The organism is Pseudomonas sp. NPDC086251 (genome assembly GCF_044746405.1).
Taxonomy (GTDB): domain Bacteria; phylum Pseudomonadota; class Gammaproteobacteria; order Pseudomonadales; family Pseudomonadaceae; genus Aquipseudomonas.
In genome coordinates this window covers 37,487-60,342 of sequence record NZ_JBIVBY010000006.1, presented here as the reverse complement: position 1 = coordinate 60,342, position 22,856 = coordinate 37,487, and the positions used below count along the sequence as shown (strand labels likewise).

Here is a 22,856-nt window from a genome sequence, read left to right as displayed (position 1 = left end):
CCTTATGGCACGCATCATCGGTGGCCTCGCTGTCTCTCATACCCCCACCATCGGCTTTGCCGTCGATCACGATAAACAGAATGAGGCTGCCTGGGCGCCGATTTTCCAAGGCTTCGAGCCGATCAAGGTTTGGCTGAAAGAGCAGCAACCAGATGTGTTGTTCTACATTTTCAATGACCATGTGACCTCGTTTTTCTTCGACCACTATGGCGCGTTCTCGCTCGGCGTCGATGAGTTCTACGACGTTGCCGACGAGGGCGGCAATCCGCGCGAACTGCCGGGCATTGGTGGGCACGCGGCGCTGTCGCGGCACATCGGCGAGAGCCTGATGGCCGATGAATTCGACATGAGTTTCTTCCGCGACAAACCGCTGGACCACGGCTTCTTTTCGCCGATGTCGGCGCTGTTGCCTTGCGAGCCCGACTGGCCGGTAGAGATCGTGCCGCTGCAGGTGGGCGTGTTGCAGTTCCGGTGCCCAGCGCGTTGCGTTGCTACAAGTTGGGCCTCGCGTTGCGCCGTGCCATCGAGAGTTACCCCGAGGACCTGAAGGTGGCCATCGTCGCGACGGGGGGTGTGTCTCACCAGGTGCATGGCGAGCGTTGCGGTTTCAACAATCCGCAGTGGGATGAGCAGTTCATTGATCTGCTGGTGAACGACCCGGTACGCCTGACAGAAATGACCCTGGCGGAATTCGCCACCCTCGGTGGGCTGGAAGGTTCCGAGGTGATCACCTGGCTGATCATGCGCGGTGCGTTGTCCGCCACGGTAAAAAACCTGCATCAGGACTACTACCTGCCGTCGATGACCGGCATCGCCACGCTGCTGCTCGAGAATCAGGACCGACCGGTTCCCGCCGAGGTCAATGCGCGCCATCTGCAACACATGCAGCACCAGCTGGCCGGTATCGAAAAGCTGCAAGGCACCTATCCGTTCACCCTCGAACGCAGCGCCAAGGGCTATCGGCTGAACAAATTTCTGCACCGCATGATCGAGCCTGACTGGCGCCAGCGCTTTCTCGATGCCCCTGAAGCGTTGTTCGAAGAAGGCGGATTGAGTGAAGAGGAGCGGGACCTGCTGCGACGGCGCGACTGGCGCGGGTTGATCCATTACGGCGCCATTTTCTTCGTGCTGGAAAAACTCGCCGCCGTAGTGGGGGTTCCCAACCTGCAGGTCTACGCGGCGATGCGTGGGCAAAGCCTGGAAGAATTCATGAAAACCCGAAACCAGCAGGTGCTCTATTCGGTGGCAGGCAAAGCGCCGCGCTAACGCTTCGATAATCTTCGGCGGCGCGTTCCGGGCCGCTTTCGCGACACCTTTGAATGACCTCACTGCGCTCGGTGCATCCGGGCGCAGCGGATTTCTTCAGCCAAAAAACGGATAACAATAACAATGAAAATCACCGCTAATCGTCGCGTCGTGTTCACGCTGGTCATCGCTGGCGGGCTGCCGCTGGAGGCCCTGGCTGGCGGTTTTCTCGACGACGCCAGCACTAACCTGAACCTGCGCAATTTCTATCTCAACCGCAATTTCACCAATCCGGCCTACCCGCAAAGCAAGGCCGAGGAGTGGACGCAGAGTTTTATCCTCGACGCCCGGTCGGGTTTCACTCAGGGCGTGGTCGGTTTCGGCGTGGATGTGTTGGGGCTGTACTCGGTCAAGCTCGACGGCGGCAAAGGCACCGGTGGTACGCAACTACTGCCCATGGATGGCGATGGCCGACCCGCCGATGACTTCGGTCGGCTGGAGGTGGCCGGTAAAATGAAAGTCGGGAAAACCGAAATCAAGGTCGGTGACTGGATGCCGGTGCTGCCGATCCTGCGTTCCGATGATGGCCGTTCATTGCCGCAGACCTTTCGCGGCGGGCAGGTCACTTCGCAGGATATCGACGGCCTGAGCCTGTACGGCGGCCAGTTCCGCCAAAACAGCCCGCGCAACGATTCGAGCATGGAAGACATGTTCATGCAGGGCAAGACGGCGTTCACCTCCGACCGTTTCAACTTTGTCGGCGGCGAATACAGCTTCAACGAAAAACGCACGATGATCGGCGTGTGGAATGCCGAACTGAAGGACATTTATCAGCAGCAATACCTGCAACTGGTCCACAGCCAACCGCTGGGGCTCTGGACCCTGGGCGCCAATCTTGGCTACTTCTGGGGCCGCGAAGACGGCAGCGCCCGCGCCGGTGACCTGGATAATCGGACGTTTTCGGCGTTGCTCTCGGCCCGTTACGGCGGCCATACCTTCTACGTCGGCCTGCAAAAACTCAGCGGCGACGATGCGTGGATGCGCGTCAACGGCACCAGCGGCGGCACCTTGGCCAACGACAGCTTCAACAACAGCTACGACAACGCCCGGGAGAAATCCTGGCAACTGCGCCACGACTACAACTTCGTCGCGCTCGGTGTCCCCGGCCTGACCCTGATGAACCGCTACATCAGCGGTGACAACGTGCACACGAGCACCGTCAGCGACGGCAAGGAGTGGGGGCGCGAATCCGAGCTGGCGTACACGGTGCAAAGCGGGGCGTTGAAGAACCTCAACCTGAGGCTGCGCAACTCCAGTATCCGTCGCGATTACAGCAGTAACGAGTTCGATGAAAACCGCTTGATCATCAGCTATCCGTTGCGTGTGCTCTGAGGCCGGACGTGGTGATCACCCGTTAATGGGCTGTCGCACAGCAACTGTCTGGCTGGCCTGGGAACCTGCCTGCTCGCGGATCACCTGACGAATCATGTCCATCAACGCCTGCGCTACCGGCGAATGCAGGCAGCCGTTTCGATAAGTCAGGCCGATAGCGCGGGTGGTCTGCTTCAACTCCAGCGGCAAAATGCACAATTCGCCGCTGGCAATTTCCTGTTCCAGTTGATGGGCGGACACCGCAGCGAGCATGCTCGAGCGCAACAGCAATCCGCGGATGATCGCCAGGTCGCCACTTTCCACCACGGGCCGAGGCACGGCGATGCCGAAGTCGGTAAAGCAGTCGTCGAGCATCTGACGGGCCGGCGACCCCGCGCGAGGCAGCACCCAGCGGGCACGAGCGAGTTCATCCTGCAGATCGGTGTTTTTGCAGAGCGGATGATCACGTCGCGCCAGCACCACCATTTCTTCGGTCAGGAGCGACTCGCCGAGCAGATCGCTGGCATACGTCACCGACCGCAATGCACCGAAAATGAAGTCGACATCACCGGCCCGCAACTCGGTGGCCAACAGGTCGAACGGGCTCTCGTTGGTAATCACTTGAATGCCCGGATGCTCGTCCATCAGCCGCACAATCGCCTCGGGCAAAATTCGCGTGCGGCCCAAGGGCAGGGCGCCGATATGCACCACACCCTGCAAGGCACCGCGAATGGCGGTGATGTCGGTGTCGAGATGGCGCAATTCGTTCAGTGCGCGGCGGATCGGGAACAGGATGTCGTGGCTGGCCGGGGTCGGTTGCAACCCTCTTGGCGTGCGCTCGAACAGGGTTTTCCCGCAACCGTTTTCCAGCACCTTCAGGGTCGAGCTGACGGCGGGCTGACTCAGGCGCAGCAGGCTGGCCACGGTTTGCATGTGGTGGGTTTCGCAGAGTTTGACGAACACTTGCAGGCGCCGGGCCTGAAACAGATACAGAGGCTCGATCGCTTGCCTGTCGCCACCGTTCAACAACTTCGGCACTGTGTCCAGTTCGGCCAGCACACGGCGTGCCCGGGGCAACAAACGCTCGCCAAAGTCGGTCAGGCGCATGCCGTTGGCGTGGCGTTCGAACAGGTGCACATCCAGCCGTTCTTCCAGTTCGGAGATCGCCCGGGTCACCACGGACTGCGCGCGGAACAGCGCCACGGAGGCCTTGGAAACACTTCCGTGATCGGCCACCCGGACGAAGGCTCGCACGTGCATCAGACTGGGCAGTTCATTGGGTTCCATGGGGCATGCTCGGCAGGTCCGCGTTGAGCCGGACTATGCCTCTGCTCCGGAGGAGTGGCAATAAAAAAAACGCATACCTCGAACACTCGAACGCATTACAGCCCTGGCCGGTCGCGGTGCGATGCTCTTTGCAAACGCAGGAGGAGCACCCGCAATGATCGAGTCACCTAAAAACGCGCTGGTCGTCAGCGCCCACTCCGCCGATTTCGTCTGGCGTGCCGGCGGTGCTATCGCACTGCATGCGCAGCAGGGCTACAACGTGCACATTGTCTGCCTGTCCTTTGGCGAGCGCGGTGAGTCCGCCAAGTTGTGGCGCAAGGGCGAAATGAACGAAGACATCGTCAAAGCCGCACGCCGCGAAGAGGCCCAGGCCGCCGCCGATATTCTGGGGGCCAGCGTCGAGTTCTTCGACATCGGCGATTACCCGATGCGTGCCGACAAGGACACCCTGTTTCGCCTGGCCGATGTGTTTCGTCGCGTCCAGCCGGCCTTTGTCCTCAGCCATTCCTCGAAAGACCCGTACAACTACGACCACCCGCTGGCCATGAACCTGACGCAGGAGGCGCGCATCATCGCCCAGGCCGAAGGCTACAAACCGGGCGAGAAAATCGTCGGCGCGCCGCCGGTCTACAGCTTCGAGCCGCACCAACCCGAGCAATGCGAATGGCGCCCCGACGTGTTGCTGGACATCACCGATGTCTGGGACAAGAAGTACGCGGCGATCCAGTGCATGGCCGGCCAGGAACATCTGTGGGAGTACTACACCCGTGTCGCCCTGCAACGGGGTGTGCAAGCCAAACGCAACGTCGGCATCACCTCCACGCGCAACATCGTGTATGGCGAGGGCTACCAGAGCCTCTTCCCGCGCGTCACGGAGCACCTGGCATGAGCGAACACATCGGAAAAACCGGGATTGTCGTGCGCAACATTCCCCGGGCCGAGGCAGCCTTGGTCGATGAATTGCAGCACTTCGGCGTCGCGACCATCCACGAAGCGCAGGGTCGCAAGGGATTGCTCGCATCTTCGATCACACCCATTCAGCAAGGCACGGTGATCAGCGGCTCGGCGGTCACGGTGCTGGTCGCACCGGGTGATAACTGGATGTTCCATGTGGCGGTCGAGCAATGCCGCCCTGGCGATATCCTGGTGGTTGCCCCGAGTTCGCCGTGCACCGACGGCTACTTTGGCGACCTGCTGGCGACCTCGCTCAAGGCCCACGGCGTGCGCGCACTGATCATCGATGCGGGCGTTCGCGACACCCACACCCTGCGCGAAATGGGCTTCCCGGTCTGGTCTCGGGCCATCAGTGCCCAAGGCACGATCAAGGAAACCCTCGGCTCGGTGAACCTGCCACTGGTGTGCGGCGGTCAACTGGTCCAGCCGGGCGATGTGGTGGTGGCCGATGACGACGGCGTGGTCATCGTGCGCCGCGCCGACGTAGCGCACGTCGTCGAGGCCAGCCGTGCCCGGGCCGATCTGGAAGAGCAGAAGGCGGTGCGTCTGGCGAACGGTGAGCTGGGGCTCGATATCTACAACATGCGCTCACGCCTGGCTGAAAAGGGCTTGCGCTACGTCGACAGCCTTGAAGAACTTGGAGACTGAGCATGACGCAGACTCGCATTCCTTGCCTGTTGATGCGCGGCGGCACGTCAAAAGGCGCGTACTTCCTGGCCGCTGATTTGCCGGCGTCGCCAGCACTGCGCGACCAGGTGTTGCTGGCGGTCATGGGGTCGCCGGATGCGCGGCAGATCGATGGCATCGGTGGCGGCGACTCGCTGACCAGCAAGGTGGCGATCATCCAGCCGTCCGCGCGCGACGGGGCGGATGTCGATTACCTGTTCGCCCAGGTACTGGTGGAAGAACCGCGTGTCGACTACGGCCAGAACTGCGGGAACATTCTCGCCGGCGTCGGCCCGTTCGCCATCGAGCGCGGCTTGGTGGCGGTGACGGGCGATGTCACGCCCGTTCGGATCTACATGGAAAATACCGGGCAGATAGCGGTTGCGTATGTGCCAACGCCCGATGGCGCGGTGCGGTATTGCGGTGATGCTCGAATTGACGGAGTGCCGGGGTTCGCCGCGCCGTTGATTGTCGAGTTCGAGGACGTCGCCGGTTCCAGTTGCGGTGCGTTACTGCCTACCGGCAACGCGCGCGATGTGATCGACGGGGTCGAGGTGACCTGCGTCGACAATGGCATGCCGGTCGTCCTGATCCGCGCCCGGGACCTTGGCCGCAGCGGTTATGAAAGTCCCGGACAACTGGACGCCGACACGCAACTGAAGACGCGTCTGGAGTCCATCCGCCGACAAGCGGGGCCGCTGATGAACCTGGGCGATGTGAGCCAGCGCAACGTGCCGAAAATGTGCCTGGTGGCACCGGCGCAAGCGGGCGGCGCACTCAGTACACGCAGCTTCATTCCCCATCGTTGCCACACCAGCATCGGCGTGTTCGGTGCGGTGAGCGTTGCCGCGGCCTGCCTGATCGAAGGGAGTGTGGCCGCGGACCTGGCTTGTGTCGGTGAAGGCGAGGAAAAGCAGCTCTCGGTTGAACACCCGACAGGGGAGTTCACCGTAGCGCTGCGCGTTCGCGATGGTCGACTGATCAGTTGCGGACTGATGCGAACGGCGCGTTGGTTATTTGATGGAGTGGTAGGTGTAACTGAAGCGCTATGGCGTGGTCATTGACACTTCCTCGTCCGGAGGCGTCTCAGCTTGATGCGTAACAGCTGAGCGATTCTTTTACGCAAATCCCCATGGGTTTTTATTCGGCTCGGCATCACCGTTCTCGCCTTTAAATCACGAGAACCGCCCAACGATTGGCATCAATTCAAGCGCAGGCTGAAGACCTGCCTTAGCTCGGCGCTGATGCAACATTGTGAAATAGAGGAAGTGTCCGGCCGCCATAAGAGAGTTTTCCTACATCAACCCGCCCAACACCTTGTTAGCGTTATTTCGGTAACGGCCGCCAGGGTAATGGGGGTCACTAGCGGGCGAAATGTCAGGGAGACATTCGAATGTTTTTATGGAACGTCGTGCCCACGTGGTACGAGATAGAAGACCGAATGTGCCATGAGATGGGTTACCAGGGAAGCGCCAGCTTTCGCACGCATCTCAACGAAGTTGTCCCTTCCTTATCTCTCAATATCCGTCGTATCAGCAGTGTCAGGTCTGCGTTCAACCGGGCTGAGTGGGAAGCTGGCCGTTTGTTGAGGCAACGCTTCTCTGACCTCGACATCTCCAGCATCCTCAACGAGTTGCTCGATGTCGTCACGCAAATGGCGATGATCGTCGCGGGCAGTGTGTTGACCGGAGGCGCCATCGGGGCGGGTGTAGGCGCATTTTTCGCAGGCGCAGGTGCCATTCCCATGGGCGCCGCTGGCGCCGCAATGGGGTTGCACGTCAGCACCTGGATATTGGGAGTACTCGGCCTGACGTCCATCGCCGAGTTTTTTGTCGAGGGTTTGCCGCGCATTGGCGAGTATTACCTGACAGGCATCAACATCGCATGGGAAGGCCCACGCGGCGACGCCGGGTTGAACCCGTTCAGCCAGGACGATCCTTTCGCTCAGGACAGAGCCGTCCACCACATCGCACTGGGACATGTAGAGGTTGTCGTCCTGCTGCTGGGAGCCATCGTTGCTTACATTACGCGTGGTCGAGGCAATGCCAATGTCCTCGCCCAGGAAATGCGAGCCAGTTCCAAAGGGGCGCGTGTAGGCGAATGGATGCTCAGGCATGAAGAAGCACTGAAAAAACGACCCGATCTGCAACGGCCAGAGCGGAGCAAAAGTCCATTCGGTCAGCAGGAGCCAGCACCGCCAGCACATCGTCCATCAGGAAAAGACAAAGATTCCCCGCGTGACAAACCGAACGCCATGCCGCTTCATAAAGTCGAATGTTTCAAAGCGGACAAGATGCCAGCGTCTAAAATCGGCGAGTTCGAGCGGCAGTTGAAGGGGCAAGAGGACGGGCTGAATCGGCTGACGGTTGATGAGTATTTGGAGAATATTGCTAATCCTGTGAAGCGTAGCCCAAAGGCCGCCAGACAGGCTCGAAAGGATTTACAAGCCAAGTTGCAAGAGCGTTTCCAGGATGATTTTTCGCAAACCATGGACGAACTCGACGCTGAAGAAGCAGCCATCAAAAAAGCCAAAGAAACGATGTCAAACCTTGCAGGCCTGCATAATCCTGATCTAAGCGCTGGTGGCAAGGACATCATTGCGGATTTTGGTGACCGACAAGTAAATTCCAGTATCGGTCCTCAGTGGGGGCCGAAAATCGCAAATTTGAAGAGTGCTGCTGAAAATGTGCCCCAATCAATACGAGAGTCCACTTTTCTAAATGTAAAACTTCATAAGTGCTAATTAAAAGGGAGCCACCGCGTGGACAAAGTATTTGCTAGGTTTATAGAGAAATTTGGCGGGCCTGTTGATCGGCAGGAAGTCCCAGTGTCAAGTATCGAGCGCTATAGAGACAAGTTGCCCAACCAGTTGTTGGAATACTGGGCCGAACACGGCTGGTGCGGGTACGGTGACGGGATTTTCTGGATCGTGAATCCTCAGGAATACGAGGGGGTGGTTGCGTCTTGGATTGAAGGGACGACATTTGAAGAGCGTGATATCTACCACCTGATAGCCCGTAGCGCCTTTGGTGATCTGTATCTATGGGGCGAAAAAACGGGCGCCTCTCTCAAGATTACGAGTGTCCTTTCCCGCTACACAACACACACATCTATATTTACTGGAGAGCAAATGGACAAAGGACTACGCAACTTCATGTTGTCGCGGGAAGTAGACTCTAACAATTATGGTGATATGTTCAAGCCAGCGAAGAAAAAGCTCGGTGCCCTGCGAAGCGACGAAATGTACGGCTTCATTCCAGCGCTGATGTTCGGCGGTCCTGACACCCTCGATCATCTTGAGAAAGTGAAAGCGGTGGAGCATCTGATCCTGCTGTCTCAGATCGCAGAGCTTCAGCCCTATGGTTTTTCAGACCTATAAGGCAGGCGAAAGAGCGCAGATTCAACGTCAGACTTCATATATGAAAAAGGGAAAAAGTAATGGATGAGATATTTTCCATTTTTTTGGAGACGTTTGGCGGGCCAGTTGATCGGCAGGAAGTACCGGCGTCGAGTATCGAGCGCTACCGAAGCAAACTACCCAATCAGTTGTTGGAATACTGGGCCGAACACGGCTGGTGTGGTTACGGTGATGGGGTTTTCTGGATCGTTAATCCACAAGAGTATGAGGGAGTGGTGGCGTCCTGGATTGGGGGGACGAAATTTGAAGAACGTGACACCTACCACCTGATTGCACGAAGTGCTTTTGGCGATTTGTACCTCTGGGGCGAAAAAACGGGATATTCGCTTAAGATTACTAGCTGTATTTCTCGATGTGTTGTCCATGACTTTGAAATTTCAACTGATGAAATGGACAGAGAATTGCAAAATTTTCTTTTATCTACAGAAGTGGAATACAACGATTTTGATGGCATGTTCAAACCGGCGAAGAAAAAGCTCGGCACCCTGCGTCATTACGAAATGTACGGCTTCGTTCCCGCACTGATGTTCGGCGGCCCGGACACCCTAGATCATCTAGAGAAAGTGAAGGCGGTGGAGCATCTAATCCTGCTATCTCAACTCGCCGAGCTTCAGCCCTATAGTTTTTCAGACCTGTAAGGCAGGCCCGCACGCACGCCCCGAACCAGTTTTCGCACCAGCCCCTGTATCCCGCAAATGCACAGCATCTGTGTCTATCGGCCCCATCTCCAGGTTGATACGGTCCGCATTCACTGTATTTCGATGAGGCAACAATGGATCTCACCGCTATCCCGTTTGGTACCACCGACTGGTCGACTATCGAACCGGTAACGCATCCTGGCCAATCGGGCGCAGCCTATTGGCGAACCTGCCAGTTTGGTTCGACGCGGGTGCGGATGGTTGAGTACAGTCCCGGATACCTGGCCGATCATTGGTGCAGGAGAGGTCACATCCTGTTGTGCCTGGAAGGCCAGTTGCACACTGAACTGGAAGATGGCCGCCAATTCACACTGACGGCCGGGATGAGCTATCAAGTGGGCAACAATGCTGAAGGGCACCGGTCGTTCACGACCACCGGCGCGAAGTTGTTTGTGGTGGATTAGTGTGGACACATCATCTAGCCCGCCACTTCAACGTTAACGGCTGGGCGGGCCGACCTGAGACTATTTCGCCGAACCTCGTGGCTTGATATCCCCGCAAAAAATATCGACGTTGCCACTGTCCGGTGCACTTCGCACGACCACGGAATACTCACCGGCAAGCAGATCCTGCATTGCGACAGGTGCGCTTCTTGAGAAAGCCCAGCCGCGTATGGCTTGGCGTTCGGTGGTGACGTGATCATTCATTGCATAGGCGACGGGCCCGGGTTGCTGGCAACTGCCTTTATTGATGAAGGTATAGAGGCGCAAGGGCAGGGACGCTCCGCTTGGAACACCGCTGATGAAAAAACTGAAGCCGGTTTGTTTGTCCCAACTGGCCAACGTCACATTGCCGATCTGACCGGTGTTATGCCGCGTGGCCACCAAAGGAATGCTCACGCCATGGTCCGTTGAAGTGGTGCAGCCGACAAGGCTTGCGATGACCATTAGCGCTGCCAGTGAGTTTCCAGGCTTCATTGCCAACCTCCAAAGAACTGCAAAGGGAGATTAGCGGGTATAGCTCATTAATCGCCTCTTTGGTGTTGCCCGTGCGAAATTATCTGTACCGGGGAAGTGGAGAGCATTCCAGGCGGCTGTTTTTAGTCGATGAAGCGTATGTCAGGCGTACACGCCATACCCAGCCGCGATGATCAGCGGAGAAACCAGCAGCGTTGCCCAGAACCCCGATTTTGGAACAGCGATGACGCAAATGATCGAGATCAAAAGCACATAGATGCCAACCATTTTAAGTAGCGCGAGATCGCCAACGGCTACGGCGTGGATCGCTGTCTGCCCTGCGAGCATAAAAAGCGGCCCCAGCATGGTAAACCAGAGGGCTGCACGCCGATCTTCGTGCGCTCTGAACTGGTCAACGAAGCCAGAATCTACAGCGGCGGCGAAGGCTGTTTTGAACTTGAAAATACCGAATGGAATATGGAGGACACCCAAGAGAACAGCATCCATGCGACGATGTTTGACATGTCTTATAAGCTCCGTGCGGTAAGGTTGGCTCGAAGCTACCCATTTGCCATCACCGTGTCCACCGTTCACTTTTAGGCCGATAGTGGCCAGTCGCGAAGGGCGGCGGTCGCACCCTTGCTGTCGGTGGCGACATCGAAGGCAACACTGCGTGAGAAAGCTAGGGCGTTAAGCCCTAGCAGATAGCACATGTCACTTTTTCTTTTTCGCCGGCTTGTCTGCCTTCTCTGATTTCTTGGCCTTTTCTGGCTTGCTATCAGCTTTTTTTGCAGATTTCTTTGGCTCGGCATCTTTTTTCTTGTCTTTCTTGTCGGAAGATTTCGAAAGAGCCGACGCCGCCGCTGATTTCTTTGTCGTTGATGACTTTTTGTCTTTCAAATCCTTGCTGGCTTTTGAAGACACGCCTTTGCTTTGCTTCTCGTCTTTAGCCACGTTGACCACCTCTTGGAGTCTGCCGGTATTGGCACATTGCCTGTGAAATTCTCCACACGCTGATCATTAGGCGAGCGCGTCCAAAAGCGGTTCAAACTTTTTTGAGGCGTCGAGATAGGCTTTGGCTGATGCACCGATAGGTACTGAGGGTTGGACTGTCTATTTCGCTGTCTGATCGAGGTTTTAAATCTGGATGTTCGGAAAGTGAACATCGAACGTCGTACCTTCCTCGGCGCTTGAGCGGACCGCCACGTCCCCGCCATGTGACCTGGCGATTTCCCTCACGATAAACAACCCGAGTCCTACGCTACGCGTGTCGCTGTCGGTCGTGCCACGGGTCATAGGCTCGAACAACGTGGCCATTAGCGACGCTGGGATAACCGCACCTTGGTTATGCACCGACACAACGGCTTGATCCGCTTCGACACGTGACGTAATGATGATCGGCTGTTTCAAATCACCATAACCCACGCTGTTAGCCACCAGATTGCCAATAATCTGCTGCACCCGATCCGCATCAAGGTAAGCACTACCCGACCCACTGCGTTGATGCAGCAATGTGGCGTCAGGAAACGCAATGCGCAGTTCGTCGACGCTCAGGCTGACGAATGCGTGCAGGTCAACCGTAGCCGGCGTGATCGCAATGCCTCGTCCGACTCTGGCCAAGGTGAAGTCCAGCAAGTCCGCAATCATCCGTTCGGCGCGGCTGGCCGACTGGCTGATGTGGCCGAGCATTTTGACGTGTTTGGCAGTGTGTTCGCCTCGGGCAAGGATGTCAGAGGCCATTTTTATCGCGGTCAGCGGGTTTTTCAGGTCGTGGCTGACGATGGCGACCATTTGTTCGGCGAACGTGGCACGACGTTTGGCTTTTTCGTAGGCCTTGTTCAGTTCATGCTGGGCTTGCTGCAGCGCCGTTTCGGCGGCGGTTTTCTCCCGCAACAGGTCTTCGGCGATTTTTCGGGCACTGAGCAGTTCACGCTCGTACTTGTCGCGATCGGTGGTTCCGAACAGCGCCAGCTCATAAAAAGCGCCGCTGGCATGCTCGCGTCTAACACCGTTGAGCAGCATGGTGACGGAATGTTTGTCTTTGTGCACCAGATCGAGTTTCACCTCGGCCACAGAGCCTTGCATGCGCATGAGCGGCGCCCAGTGGGTTTGATGAAAAATGCGGCCGCCCATGGTCAGCAGGTCCTGGAAACGCCGGCCGATCAACGCGTGGGCGTCGAAGCCGATCCAGTAACTGAACGTCAGGTTGGCGCGCAGGATCGTGCCGTCTTCTTTCGTCACCACCAGGCCGCAAGGCGCGCCTTCAAACAGCGTCTGCGGGTCGGGCAGTGGCGGTTCATCAGTCGACATCAGTGCCCACCCACGGCGACAGGAAGCTGTCCATGGCGGCGGAACAGGCGCTCGGTGCGCTCATGTGCGGGCAATGACCGACGTTGGCGACCAAGCAGAGCGTGCTGTTGGGGAGTACAGCGTGCAAGTATTCACCCACGGCGACGGGCGCGATGAGATCGTCGGTGGATTGCAGGATCAAGGTGGGTGTGATCAGGCCCGCGACGTCCTTGCGGTTGTCCGACATGAATGTCACGCGGGCGAATTGCTTGGCGATCTCGGGTTCGGTACGACAGAAACTGTTAGTCAATTCTTCGCTCAGCGCCGGTTGTCCGGGCGCACCCATGATGACGGGGGCCATGGTGCTGGACCAGCCGAGGTAGTTGCTGTCGAGGGTGTCGAGCAGGGAGTGGATGTCTTCGAGTTTGAACCCGCCCACATAGTCGTCGGCGTCGATGTAGCAGGGCGAAGGGCCGATCATCACGTGAGCGGCAATTTTCCCGGGGGACTGGCGGTCCACCAAGGCACCAATCATGGCGCTAACGGAGTGGCCAACCAGAATGACCTCGCCAGTGGCGAACTCATCGATGATTTCGCCCAGGTCATGGGCATACCCGGCCAGCGAGTTATATTTTTCCCGATCATACGCGTCCAGATCCGACTGGCCCGCACCGACAAGGTCATACAGTACAACCTTGAAGCGCGAGGTGAAGTGGTCGAGCAGATAACGCCACATGGTCTGATCGCAGCCAAAGCCGTGGGAAAAGATCAGTGTCGAAGGACCTTCACCCAGCACTTTTATGTTGTTGCGATATTGAAGGTTCATGCGTGTCATCCCGAGCGTGCCGAAGGTGTTTTGAATATCTTCGGCAGTGTAGATAGTGAGGGGAGTGTGGTCACGTAGATTAGTTGGATGGGTATCGATAGAAGACAGTTCAGAAAACTGTAATGCCCTGTGCGAAATTCTGTTCGCGGGTGGGTGGGGAGCATCCACGCGGCTGATTTTGGCTTGATCATGACGAGACGGACGTTGCCGTGCAGCGTCTTGACCAAGCCCTCGGGAGGCGCTGACTATTGACTGGCGGTGATGCGCGCCATGAACAGCCGCGTCAGACCGGCGATCTGTTCGGTTTTTTCATCGAGTGCGAAATGACCCGCATCCAGAATGTGAACCTCTGCACCCGGCACATCGTCCTTGTAGCGCATGGCCCCCGGCACAATGAACGAGGGGTCGTATTTTCCCCACATGACCAACATGGGGGGTTGGTTGTCTTTCAACCATTGCTGCCATTTAGGGTAAGAGGCGACGTTGTTTCGGTAGTCCAGCAGCAACGCCGACTGTATCGCCCGCTGGCCCGGACGGGATAATGCGGCAAATTCGTCTTCCCAGGCATCAGGGTTATAACGCTCGGGATGAGGGCTGGTGCCCAAGTGACGCTGCTTCGTGCCCTCGTACCCCGTGAACGCATCGACTTGCTCGGCATGTTCGGAAGGGGCCTTCCAATACTTGGCGATGTTCGCCCATTTGGCACCCAGACCTTCGTTATAGCTATTGGCATTCTGGATGATGATGCCGTGCAATTTTTGCGGAGCGTTGAGGATCATCCGAAAGCCCACCGGGCCGCCATAGTCTTGCATGAACAGGGTGTACTCATCGATTCGCAGCTGCGCCAGCAACTGACTCATGGTGTCGGCCAAATGGTCAAACGTGTATGCGTAGGTCGCAGCGGAGGGCGCGTCGCTTCTGCCGAACCCAGGGTAGTCGGGTGCGATCACGTGATACCGATCAGCAAGTAGCGGTATCAGCGAATCCCACATGCGCGATGACGAAGGGTAGCCATGAAGCAGCACAAGGGTCGGCGCGTCTTTGCGTCCTGCTTCACGATAAAAAACCTTCACGCCGTCCACACTGGACCAATGATAGCCAGTGGACTCGGTGGTATAGGGGATGGAGGGCACAGGTTCGGCCGCGTGTGCCGGTTCGGTCATCGCAAGAGCCGTCATAAGTACGCCTAGCATGCAAAAGGTCGGTCTGTTCATTGAGTCCTGATCTCTGATGTGCGCATTTCCCGGTGAAATGCACCTGAGGTCAGAGTGGACGCACTTGAGAACTGGCACCATTGGCCCGATGACCAATTTTCATTAGAATTGGGCCAATCTAGATCAGGCCAGCATCCGTGAAAAAAAGTTTGAAAGTTGCAGTCATCGCTTTTAATGACATCAGCCCCTTTCACCTTTCCGTCCCCTGCCTCGTGTTTGGCAAGGATCGCAGAGTGGGGGATTCACCTTGGTTCGACCTGGTCGTCTGTGCGGGCGAGGATGGGGTGCTGATCACCAACGCCGGTTTCGCCATCCACTGCGACCATGGTCTGGATCAGCTCGCCGGGGCTGATATTGTCATCGTCCCAAGCTGGCGGGACGTTGCCGAACCGCCGCCGGATGCACTCGTCGAAGCACTTAAGGCAGCCCATGCAAGAGGAGCGCTGGTTGTCGGTCTGTGTCTGGGGGCGTTCGTACTTGCTCATGCGGGTCTGCTGTGCGGCAAGCGGGCAACCACGCACTGGGCTTGGGCAGCGCATCTGGCGCGAGATTTCCCTCGCATCGAAGTGGACCCGAAAGTGCTATATGTCGAAGCGGAGCAGATCCTTACTTCCGCGGGCGTGGCAGCGGGGCTCGATTGCTGCATCCATATCGTCAGGCGGACCTATGGGCGGGAGGTTGCCAACGCGTTGGCGCGGCAACTGCTTGTCTCTCCTCATCGGGATGGGGGCCAGGCTCAGTTCATCAGTCAGCCTGTTCCTCAAGGCGCAGGCGACCACCGACTCGGCCTGCTAATGGACTGGCTTCGGGCAAACCTGGACCAACCTTTGTCAATCGATCAAGTCGCGACGAAGCTGGCGATGAGTAGACGTAGTTTCACCCGACACTTCAAGCAGCTGACCGGCTCGACGTTTGGGAGTTGGCTCACTAACGAGCGAATCAAAGCCGTCCAACTGCAACTCGAAACAACCCACCATAGCATTGAGACGATCGCTTACTCCTGCGGGTTTGGTACAAGCCTCTCTTTACGTCAACACTTTTCGTCGATCGTGGGCGTAAGTCCAACAACATATCGAAAGGCTTATCATCAATAGGCTTAGCAGAAAAACGGGGCGTTCCAGACCGGTAGCTTTCGCCCCAGCGTGTGTAAAAACTGCCGATCACTTCTTCGACATGCATTAGCGAAGAATGCCAACGCTGCTCGGCACTAAAGTCACTTCCAAGGGTCAGTAAATCCTGCGCGACCGTCAGGTCGTTCCTGCACTGCGCGGACCGGCTCCGCACCGGCCATCTGATCAAGGACAGTGAAAGCATGCTCGCCGCCATTTAAACAGCAACCGCCTCCAGAGGTTCCGTAAATCGGGACTCGCCGTACGTTTATCCCTCAATCAAATTCGAAGACTTAAAGCATGCACCTACGCAAAATTGCAGTTGGGCTGTCGGCCCTTGTTTTGCTCTCGACCGGGGCCGAAGCCCGCAGTCTGCTGGACCTCCTGAAGCCGCCCGCCCAGCATCAGGAACATTCATCCCGTTCAGGCTCGATCAGCCAGAACGCGGCGCTGGAGCTCTATTCAAACAAACAGAAACAGGCCTCGTTTGACGGCTGCGCGGATTTGTTTCCGGCAGCCAGACCGATCAACACGGCCACCGTGCCCGCAACCATGAAACCCCTGGCCCTGTGTTCGGATAATTTCGCGGTGCTGTACTCGCAAACCAGCAAGACGCCGCTGGTGGTGGTCGAACGCCTTAATGCGGCGCAACTGCAGGATGCCAAAGGCGAGGAGCGCACCAACCAGTTCTATCCGGACCCACGCATCCCCAAGAGTGGGCGGGCAGAGTTGAGCGACTATCGCAGCCAGCATCCGGCCGTGGACCGTGGCCATCAATCCCCGGCCGCCGATGCACCGAACCCCAATGCAATGGCGCAATCCTTTGCGCTGTCGAACATGGTGCCGCAAGACCCGACCAACAACCGCAAGATCTGGAGCAAGGTCGAGTCTGATGTCAGGAAGTTCGCCAAGCGCGCCGATGGCAATGTGTTTGTCTTTACCGGCCCGCTCTTTGACTCAGGCCACAACACCATCGGCGACAACAAGGTCTGGGTGCCGACCCGCCTGTTCAAGCTGGTTTACGACGCCTCGTCAAAACGGGCCTGGGCTTACGTATTGCCCAACGCAGAAACCCGTATTGAGAAACCGATGGACTACGACGCTTTCGTGAAAAGTACCGGGCTCAAATTGCTCGGGAATCTACCGGTCACGGGTTCCGTCGGGCGCTCTTGAGGGCGTCACTCCTCGAATGTTCGGCCTTCATCGCTCCGGCCCGGACGCGATTCGCAAGCCCCTGACACCTTGGTATTTGCGCTCATCGTGGCCGGACGATGAGCTCTAAAGATTAATGACGAGAACATCAATATTGAAATTCGTCTCAATATTGAATACCTTGACCCTGCCTGACGCTGAGACCTGCGCGCCTCACGACTTCAATCACAACAAGGGCTCGAGATGAACAACAACAAGAAAGTTTCCCAATTGCCTCCCTCCGTCGTCGACGTGCTGGTCGTCGGTAACGGGCCGGTAGGTGCAACAATCGCGGCGCTGCTCGGCCGCTATGGGGTAACGACCCTGGTGCTGGACAAGACCCACGAGGTCGTACTGATGCCTCGTGCCATTGCCCTGGACAACGAGGCGCTGCGTATCCTGCAACTCGCCGGTTTGTCGGAAGACGCTTTCGAGAAGATCGTAATCCCTGAAGTGAAAATGCACTCCCCGGTACTCGGGCAGTTCGGTCGAGCCAATACTGAGGGGTGCATCGACGGCCATCCGAAACTGGTGACGTTCTATCAACCCGACCTCGAACACGCGATGCGCAGCCAGGTCTCCCGGCTGAAGTCAGTGACCAGTCTGGGTGGTTTCGAGCTTGAGAGCCTGGTCGAGGAGCCGGAGGGCGTCGTCGCCTCCGTGCGGGATCAGAAGGGGCAATCGCATGCTGTTCGCGCCCAGTACCTGGTGGGTGCGGATGGCGCAAGCTCCAGGGTCAGGGCACTGATTGGCCAGGAGTTCGAAGGGCAGACCTATGCGGAGGATTGGCTGATTGTCGATGTCATGAATCGGCATCAGTCAGCGATTGATCACATTGAGTTTCTCTGCAATCCGCGGCGCCCGACGCCGCACATGCCCGCACCCGGTGGCAGGGAGCGTTGGGAGTTCATGCTGCAACCCGGCGAATCCCGGGAAGAGCTGGAAAGCCCGGAAAGCATCGCCCGGTTAATCGCACCATGGATCAACCCGCAGGAGTTGCAAATCGAGCGCAAGGCGGTGTATCGATTCCACGCGCGCTGCTGCAATAGATTCAGCAAGGGACGCGTCTTCCTCGCCGGCGACGCAGCGCACATCACCCCACCCTTTGTCGGTCAAGGCCTCGTCGCGGGACTTCGTGACGGTGCCAACCTTGCCTGGAAACTGGCCTGGGTTCTTCGCGGTCATGCCGCGCCGGCAATACTCGATACCTATGACGTAGAGCGCCGCCCCCATGCCCAGGCGATGATCAATCTGGCGAAACTCATGGGTCGAATGGTGATGCCCAAGAACAAGCTCGCCGCGTTCTTTATCCACGGCCTGATGCGCACGCTGGCGTTGACTGCCGCTACCCGCAAGTACTTCGAACAGTTGGACATCAAGCCGAAAAACACCTTCAAGCACGGCCTGTTCGTGCCGCATCGTCGGGGCGACGCGCTGGTTCGTGGCAGCCTGTTTCCCCAAACCTGGATTCGGACCCTGCAAAAGCAGATCAAACTGAGCGACGATGCGCTGGGAGACAACCTGACCCTGGTTGGATTCGGTGTCGACCCGTTGTCACTGCTCACCACGGATCAGATCGTTTCCTGGGAAAAAATGGGAGGCCACTTCCTGGAAGTCAGAACACGCGGACAACGCTCCGGCGGCAGCTGCGACTTCATTGAAGACATGAACCATGACATCCTGCCGCTGGCCCCTAAAGGAACGCTCGTCGCGGTTCGCCCGGACCGTATCATCATGCATCACGCCCCCGGCGCAGAGGCAGCCAGTCTCCTGCGTGACTGCCGGGCGCTGCTGGTTGGCGAAGACACCACGCCTGACAGCGTTTCCGTTACCATCAACGAGCCCACTCGATTACGAGCTTGATCATGCATTCCCCCAATCTTCCTTTAGAAGCGACCGCGCCAGAACCTCTCACGAGAGGCCACAAGAAACGTGAGCGCACCCGCCGCGGCCTGGTGGACGCGGCATTGCGACTTGTCGCACGTAAGGAAGTGGGGGAGATCGCATTGCTCGAGGTCGCCGCGGAAGCCGAGGTGTCCAACGGCACCATCTACAACTATTTTCGAACGCGCGACGAAGTACTGGAGGCGGTGGGCATCGCCATGGCCGCCGAGTTTTCTGACGCCATTTCTGTCTTGAACGCGGACGTACAGTGTGGCGCGCAGCGGCTTTCGATTGGCGTACGCATGTTTGTGTGCCGGGCCGCCGCTGACCATCAGTGGGCCAATGCGCTGCTGCGCATCATCCATTTCGACCAGGCCATGCGCTCGCGTCTGGCTGGCCATGTACTGGGCGATCTGCGTGACGGGCTGCGTGCGGGCATTTTTGCTTACGTGGACGAAGGGATCGCCCTGGACATGGTCTTGTCATGCACCACCGGAGCAATGCGTGCTGTTGTCGAGGGGCGTGCCGTGGCGGAGCACGATCTGCGGGTCGCCGAAATGGTTCTCCAGGCGCTGGGCGTCACACCTGCCAAAGCCAGGAAAATCGCCGGCAAGCCGCTACCCACCTGATCCCCTCGACCTCCTTTTTGCACACGCCACGGGTGCCCATCAGTGGCCCTGTGCGCCATTTCGACAGGCTATTGAACACTCGTGTTCATTTATGAGCGGTGAACCGATCCGCCATTGATCCTGCACTGCCCGTAAAAGTACCCGGATATAACGGTTTAAATCGAAATTAGCCCGTTCGATCGAAAAAACGCTGTTGACTAAAAATGAACACGCGTGTTCAATTGACCCATGAGGTAATCCTGGAGAGAGAACCGTGCAATCCCTGAATCCAACACAGCGCCGCATTCATCAAGCCGCCTTTCGCCTGTTCGCTGATAGAGGCACCTCGCAAGTGAACATTCTCGACCTCGCACAAGAGGCCGGCGTGGCGCGCGGAACGGTCTATAGCAACATCGACAGCATGGAAAACCTGTTCGAGACGGTCGCCAGCCATCTGGCGAGGGAGATGCATGAGCGCGTCAACAAGAGCTTCAATGCCCTCTCTGATCAGGCTCAGCGCCTTGCCAATGGCATTCGATTCTTCATACGTCGAGCGCACGAAGACTCTCAGTGGGGCGCATTCATCCATAAATTCGCCATGAGCAATGCATCGTTGCGCGAGATGTTCAGCAGCCAGGCGACGGCGGATCTTCTGAGCGGGCTTCGCGCTGGGCGCTACACCTTTCAGCAGGAGCAATTGCTCTCGGTACTGACGTTGATATCGAGCAGCGTGCTGGGCTCGATTTTCCTGGTACTGGAAGGTCACCGAACGTGGCGCGAATCGGGCTCTGACACCGCCGAGCTGATACTGCGGGCCTTGGGTGTACCGCCAGAAGAGGCGCGTGCGCTGGCGACCAACGAGTTGCCGGTACTTCCGTCTCTCGACTGAATTCGTCACTGACTCAACCAGACAAGCCCCAGATTTTTTCAGGGGTTCGGGATCGCTTTGCCCTAAAAACCCGGATAACAAGAACAATGACCCACACACACGAATTGCACCGGTTGGCGACACCACAACCCGCGCGGCACTTGCAGCCGACGGTGAAGGCCCAGGGCCTGACTCACCTGATCTTTCAACGCCCGGACTTGAATGAGGCAGCGCGCTTCCTGACCGACTTCGGCCTGACGGTCAGTCGGCAGGACGCCGATACGCTCTATCTACGCGCCACCGACGCCACTGCCTATTGTTACCGTGTCCATCGTGCCGATTCCGCAGGTTTTATCGGGTTTGGCCTGGCAGTGCCGTCACTGGAGGATCTGGAAAAACTCTCTCGAATCCCGGGGGCGTCATCGGTCGAAAAGTCGGAGCATCCTGGCAAAGGGTATTACGTCAGACTGACTGATCCGTCCGGTTTCATTGTGGAAGCCGTTTGCGACCAGACGCCAGGCAAGACGCTGGCCCATAGAGCGCCTCTGCACTGGAATCTGGCGCACGAGCAACCGCGAATCAACGCCACGCAACGCCCGCCGATTGAGGCCCCTGAAGTGCTCAAGCTTGGCCACATCGTCATTGAAGTGGCTGACTACCAGGCGACCTGTGCCTGGTATACGGAGCATTTCGGGTTTATTCCCAGCGATGTGCAGGTGCTTCCCGATGGCACGCCGATCGTCGCGTTCATGCGCCTCGACCTGGGTGACAGGCCGGCCGATCACCACACGTTGGCGATTGCGCAAGGGTTCATGGCGACCTATAGCCATAGCGCTTATGAGGTCGTCGATGCGGACGCGGTGGGAGTGGGACAGCGCGTCCTGCGCGAGCGCGGTTGGGAGCACTCATGGGGCATCGGCCGACACATCCTGGGCAGTCAGATCTTCGATTACTGGCAAGACCCATGGGGCGATAAGCACGAGCATTACTGCGACGGGGATATTTTCACGGCCACTCGGCCGACGGGCATCCATCCCGTGAGCCCCGAAGCCATGGCGCAGTGGGGGCAGCGCATGCCCAAGCGTTTTACAAAACCCACAATGAGCTTCAGCAACCTGCGAGCGCTGATCCGCAACTTGCGACGCAGCCCGGACTTGACCCTTCGCAAGTTGATAACACTCATGCGGATGTTCGGGTAGAGCTGCCGCCATGTCGGGCAACTCAACCCAGTATGGCCGGCGGGATGTGCTTAAAGCCGGCGCTTTGATCGCCGGCGGCTCGTTGGTTTACCGCATTGCCGGCACCCCCGCCGTACAACACCACAGTTCCCGCGCCACCGAACGCGGGACAAACGCCGCTCCAGGAGTCCCTTCAATGTCTGCTGTACACGTAGTCCGCTTTGAATTTGAGAACGGTATCCACTGGGGCGTGCTTCGCCAGGGCCGTATCACGGTCATCCCCGGTGTTTTTGAAACCACCGGTGACTTCATTCGCCAGAACAGTATCGACGACCTCGCTGTATTGAAAGGCTCGGAGCTTGCGGAGGGCGAAGTCAAACTGCTGTCGCCGGTGACCCGTAACCAGCAGTTCGTCTGCCAGGGTGCCAATTACCGTCAGCACATGATCGAGTCCGGCATGGACCCGGATGCGAAGAAATTCAACATGATCTTCACCAAGGCGACCAGTTGCCTGGTGGCGGCTGACAGCGACCTGATCAAGCCGCGCCACGTGCGCTTCCTTGACTACGAGATCGAACTGGGGCTTGTGATGAAGCGCCCGATCACCGGCGCTATTGCTGTCACCGACGCCAATCTGCACGAGTTCATTGCAGGTGTCGTGATTGTCAATGACTACTCGGCGCGTGACATACAGATTCCCCAGATGCAGTTCTACAAGGGCAAGAGCTACCGCACGTTCGGCCCGGTCGGCCCGTACCTGTGCCTTCTGGATGCCAAGGACATGCATTACCTCAAGGCACTGCAGCTGAAGCTGACGGTCAACGGTCAGGTGCGACAGGAGGACAGCACGGCCAACCTGGTTTACGGCCCCGCTGAAACCCTTATCGAACTCTCTGCGTTGCAAGACCTCGACGCTGGAGACCTGATCGCCACGGGTACGCCTGCCGGCTGCGCGCTGACGATTCCTTCGCCCGCAAAACAGCGCATTGCGGCCCTGATGCCAGAAGCCACCAAGTGGAAGCTTTTCCTCAAGGCGCAAGAGGGCCGGACGCAGTACCTCAAGGCCGGTGACGTGGTCGAGGCGCGCATTCGTAGCGTTGATGGCCTGATCGATCTCGGCGTGCAACGCAACCGCGTCGTAGAGGAAGCCTGAC

General features: G+C 58.0%; 22 protein-coding genes and 1 pseudogene. 16 read left to right on the top strand and 7 right to left on the bottom strand.

Features of this window, described 5'->3' with window-relative positions; all coding sequences use genetic code 11:
* The first annotated feature begins 4 nt into the window (after positions 1 to 4).
* A pseudogene (locus ACIPL2_RS09520) lies at positions 5 to 1,266 on the top strand (gallate dioxygenase).
* Positions 1,267 to 1,389: 123 nt separating this feature from the next.
* Positions 1,390 to 2,637: an OprD family porin gene (locus ACIPL2_RS09515; RefSeq protein ID WP_401355352.1), complete on the top strand. Its 1,248-nt coding sequence runs from the start codon at positions 1,390 to 1,392 to the stop codon at positions 2,635 to 2,637.
* A gap of 15 nt (positions 2,638 to 2,652) precedes the next feature.
* On the opposite strand, the gene ACIPL2_RS09510 is transcribed toward ACIPL2_RS09515, so the two are convergent.
* Complete coding sequence (locus ACIPL2_RS09510) at positions 2,653 to 3,903, bottom strand: LysR family transcriptional regulator (RefSeq protein ID WP_401355350.1); 1,251 nt, start codon at positions 3,901 to 3,903, stop codon at positions 2,653 to 2,655.
* Positions 3,904 to 4,057: 154 nt separating this feature from the next.
* On the opposite strand from ACIPL2_RS09510, the gene galB reads away from it, so the two are divergent.
* From galB to ACIPL2_RS09475, 7 genes are all read left to right on the top strand, one after another.
* Positions 4,058 to 4,792, top strand: a complete 735-nt coding sequence (galB, locus tag ACIPL2_RS09505) for a 4-oxalmesaconate hydratase (RefSeq protein WP_401355348.1) — start codon at positions 4,058 to 4,060, stop codon at positions 4,790 to 4,792.
* Positions 4,789 to 5,505 carry a 4-carboxy-4-hydroxy-2-oxoadipate aldolase/oxaloacetate decarboxylase gene (locus ACIPL2_RS09500; RefSeq protein ID WP_401355345.1) on the top strand — a complete coding sequence of 239 codons (717 nt, stop codon included), beginning with the start codon at positions 4,789 to 4,791 and terminating at the stop codon, positions 5,503 to 5,505. The genes galB and ACIPL2_RS09500 overlap by 4 nt, the downstream gene beginning before the upstream one ends.
* 2 nt (positions 5,506 to 5,507) lie before the next feature.
* Positions 5,508 to 6,587, top strand: a complete 1,080-nt coding sequence (locus tag ACIPL2_RS09495; protein WP_401355343.1) for a 4-oxalomesaconate tautomerase — start codon at positions 5,508 to 5,510, stop codon at positions 6,585 to 6,587.
* 329 nt (positions 6,588 to 6,916) lie between these two features.
* On the top strand, positions 6,917 to 8,266 hold the full coding sequence (locus tag ACIPL2_RS09490; RefSeq protein WP_401355341.1) for a DUF6861 domain-containing protein: 1,350 nt from the start codon (positions 6,917 to 6,919) through the stop codon (positions 8,264 to 8,266).
* Positions 8,267 to 8,284: 18 nt separating this feature from the next.
* Positions 8,285 to 8,902, top strand: a complete 618-nt coding sequence (locus ACIPL2_RS09485; protein ID WP_401355338.1) for a GAD-like domain-containing protein — start codon at positions 8,285 to 8,287, stop codon at positions 8,900 to 8,902.
* A gap of 59 nt (positions 8,903 to 8,961) precedes the next feature.
* Positions 8,962 to 9,579, top strand: coding sequence for a GAD-like domain-containing protein (locus ACIPL2_RS09480; protein WP_401355336.1), 618 nt, complete (start codon positions 8,962 to 8,964; stop codon positions 9,577 to 9,579).
* A gap of 134 nt (positions 9,580 to 9,713) precedes the next feature.
* Entirely contained in the window at positions 9,714 to 10,043 is a 330-nt protein-coding gene (locus ACIPL2_RS09475; protein ID WP_401355334.1) for a DHCW motif cupin fold protein, read from the top strand.
* Positions 10,044 to 10,103: 60 nt separating this feature from the next.
* On the opposite strand, the gene ACIPL2_RS09470 is transcribed toward ACIPL2_RS09475, so the two are convergent.
* The 6 genes from ACIPL2_RS09470 to ACIPL2_RS09445 all read right to left on the bottom strand — a co-directional run bounded on the left by ACIPL2_RS09470 (position 10,104) and on the right by ACIPL2_RS09445 (position 14,828).
* Positions 10,104 to 10,556 (bottom strand): hypothetical protein, encoded by a 453-nt coding sequence (locus ACIPL2_RS09470; protein ID WP_401355332.1) that lies wholly within the window; start codon positions 10,554 to 10,556, stop codon positions 10,104 to 10,106.
* Positions 10,557 to 10,697: 141 nt separating this feature from the next.
* Complete coding sequence (locus ACIPL2_RS09465) at positions 10,698 to 11,042, bottom strand: DUF6463 family protein (RefSeq protein WP_401355330.1); 345 nt, start codon at positions 11,040 to 11,042, stop codon at positions 10,698 to 10,700.
* A 207-nt stretch (positions 11,043 to 11,249) separates the two neighbouring features.
* On the bottom strand, positions 11,250 to 11,498 hold the full coding sequence (locus tag ACIPL2_RS09460) for a hypothetical protein (protein WP_401355328.1): 249 nt from the start codon (positions 11,496 to 11,498) through the stop codon (positions 11,250 to 11,252).
* A gap of 174 nt (positions 11,499 to 11,672) precedes the next feature.
* Entirely contained in the window at positions 11,673 to 12,845 is a 1,173-nt protein-coding gene (locus tag ACIPL2_RS09455) for an ATP-binding protein (RefSeq protein ID WP_401355325.1), read from the bottom strand.
* Positions 12,835 to 13,650, bottom strand: coding sequence for an alpha/beta fold hydrolase (locus ACIPL2_RS09450; protein ID WP_401355322.1), 816 nt, complete (start codon positions 13,648 to 13,650; stop codon positions 12,835 to 12,837). Before ACIPL2_RS09450 ends, ACIPL2_RS09455 begins: the two co-directional genes overlap by 11 nt.
* A 245-nt stretch (positions 13,651 to 13,895) precedes the next feature.
* Complete coding sequence (locus ACIPL2_RS09445) at positions 13,896 to 14,828, bottom strand: alpha/beta fold hydrolase (RefSeq protein WP_401355320.1); 933 nt, start codon at positions 14,826 to 14,828, stop codon at positions 13,896 to 13,898.
* A 185-nt stretch (positions 14,829 to 15,013) separates the two neighbouring features.
* Between ACIPL2_RS09445 and ACIPL2_RS09440 the strand changes: the two genes are divergently transcribed.
* From ACIPL2_RS09440 to ACIPL2_RS09410, 7 genes are all read left to right on the top strand, one after another.
* A complete protein-coding gene (locus ACIPL2_RS09440) occupies positions 15,014 to 15,958 on the top strand; it encodes a GlxA family transcriptional regulator (RefSeq protein WP_401355737.1) in 945 nt (314 codons plus the stop codon).
* 315 nt (positions 15,959 to 16,273) lie between these two features.
* On the top strand, positions 16,274 to 17,146 hold the full coding sequence (locus ACIPL2_RS09435; protein ID WP_401355318.1) for a DNA/RNA non-specific endonuclease: 873 nt from the start codon (positions 16,274 to 16,276) through the stop codon (positions 17,144 to 17,146).
* 222 nt (positions 17,147 to 17,368) lie between these two features.
* Positions 17,369 to 19,027: a bifunctional 3-(3-hydroxy-phenyl)propionate/3-hydroxycinnamic acid hydroxylase gene (locus ACIPL2_RS09430; protein ID WP_401355316.1), complete on the top strand. Its 1,659-nt coding sequence runs from the start codon at positions 17,369 to 17,371 to the stop codon at positions 19,025 to 19,027.
* A 2-nt stretch (positions 19,028 to 19,029) separates the two neighbouring features.
* On the top strand, positions 19,030 to 19,677 hold the full coding sequence (locus ACIPL2_RS09425) for a TetR/AcrR family transcriptional regulator (RefSeq protein WP_401355314.1): 648 nt from the start codon (positions 19,030 to 19,032) through the stop codon (positions 19,675 to 19,677).
* Between the two features lie 253 nt (positions 19,678 to 19,930).
* Complete coding sequence (locus ACIPL2_RS09420) at positions 19,931 to 20,545, top strand: TetR/AcrR family transcriptional regulator (RefSeq protein ID WP_401355312.1); 615 nt, start codon at positions 19,931 to 19,933, stop codon at positions 20,543 to 20,545.
* Between the two features lie 86 nt (positions 20,546 to 20,631).
* On the top strand, positions 20,632 to 21,723 hold the full coding sequence (locus ACIPL2_RS09415) for a VOC family protein (RefSeq protein WP_401355310.1): 1,092 nt from the start codon (positions 20,632 to 20,634) through the stop codon (positions 21,721 to 21,723).
* A gap of 175 nt (positions 21,724 to 21,898) precedes the next feature.
* The gene (locus tag ACIPL2_RS09410; protein ID WP_401355307.1) at positions 21,899 to 22,855 is read left to right on the top strand and encodes a fumarylacetoacetate hydrolase family protein; all 957 of its coding nucleotides are present in this window, start codon (positions 21,899 to 21,901) and stop codon (positions 22,853 to 22,855) included.
* The last annotated feature ends 1 nt before the right edge of the window (position 22,856 follow it).

What these genes read in the sequence shown, in the direction of transcription:
- ACIPL2_RS09465 (WP_401355330.1), bottom strand. Translation starts at nt 11,042, where the DNA reads ATGGATGCTGTTCTCTTGGGTGTCCTCCATATTCCATTCGGTATTTTC.
- ACIPL2_RS09430 (WP_401355316.1), top strand. Translation starts at nt 17,369, where the DNA reads ATGAACAACAACAAGAAAGTTTCCCAATTGCCTCCCTCCGTCGTCGAC.
- ACIPL2_RS09415 (WP_401355310.1), top strand. Translation starts at nt 20,632, where the DNA reads ATGACCCACACACACGAATTGCACCGGTTGGCGACACCACAACCCGCG.
- ACIPL2_RS09410 (WP_401355307.1), top strand. Translation starts at nt 21,899, where the DNA reads ATGTCTGCTGTACACGTAGTCCGCTTTGAATTTGAGAACGGTATCCAC.
- galB (WP_401355348.1), top strand. Translation starts at nt 4,058, where the DNA reads ATGATCGAGTCACCTAAAAACGCGCTGGTCGTCAGCGCCCACTCCGCC.
- ACIPL2_RS09475 (WP_401355334.1), top strand. Translation starts at nt 9,714, where the DNA reads ATGGATCTCACCGCTATCCCGTTTGGTACCACCGACTGGTCGACTATC.
- ACIPL2_RS09495 (WP_401355343.1), top strand. Translation starts at nt 5,508, where the DNA reads ATGACGCAGACTCGCATTCCTTGCCTGTTGATGCGCGGCGGCACGTCA.
- ACIPL2_RS09480 (WP_401355336.1), top strand. Translation starts at nt 8,962, where the DNA reads ATGGATGAGATATTTTCCATTTTTTTGGAGACGTTTGGCGGGCCAGTT.
- ACIPL2_RS09500 (WP_401355345.1), top strand. Translation starts at nt 4,789, where the DNA reads ATGAGCGAACACATCGGAAAAACCGGGATTGTCGTGCGCAACATTCCC.
- ACIPL2_RS09450 (WP_401355322.1), bottom strand. Translation starts at nt 13,650, where the DNA reads ATGAACCTTCAATATCGCAACAACATAAAAGTGCTGGGTGAAGGTCCT.
- ACIPL2_RS09470 (WP_401355332.1), bottom strand. Translation starts at nt 10,556, where the DNA reads ATGAAGCCTGGAAACTCACTGGCAGCGCTAATGGTCATCGCAAGCCTT.
- ACIPL2_RS09490 (WP_401355341.1), top strand. Translation starts at nt 6,917, where the DNA reads ATGTTTTTATGGAACGTCGTGCCCACGTGGTACGAGATAGAAGACCGA.
- ACIPL2_RS09455 (WP_401355325.1), bottom strand. Translation starts at nt 12,845, where the DNA reads ATGTCGACTGATGAACCGCCACTGCCCGACCCGCAGACGCTGTTTGAA.
- ACIPL2_RS09425 (WP_401355314.1), top strand. Translation starts at nt 19,030, where the DNA reads ATGCATTCCCCCAATCTTCCTTTAGAAGCGACCGCGCCAGAACCTCTC.
- ACIPL2_RS09445 (WP_401355320.1), bottom strand. Translation starts at nt 14,828, where the DNA reads ATGACGGCTCTTGCGATGACCGAACCGGCACACGCGGCCGAACCTGTG.
- ACIPL2_RS09510 (WP_401355350.1), bottom strand. Translation starts at nt 3,903, where the DNA reads ATGGAACCCAATGAACTGCCCAGTCTGATGCACGTGCGAGCCTTCGTC.
- ACIPL2_RS09435 (WP_401355318.1), top strand. Translation starts at nt 16,274, where the DNA reads ATGCACCTACGCAAAATTGCAGTTGGGCTGTCGGCCCTTGTTTTGCTC.
- ACIPL2_RS09515 (WP_401355352.1), top strand. Translation starts at nt 1,390, where the DNA reads ATGAAAATCACCGCTAATCGTCGCGTCGTGTTCACGCTGGTCATCGCT.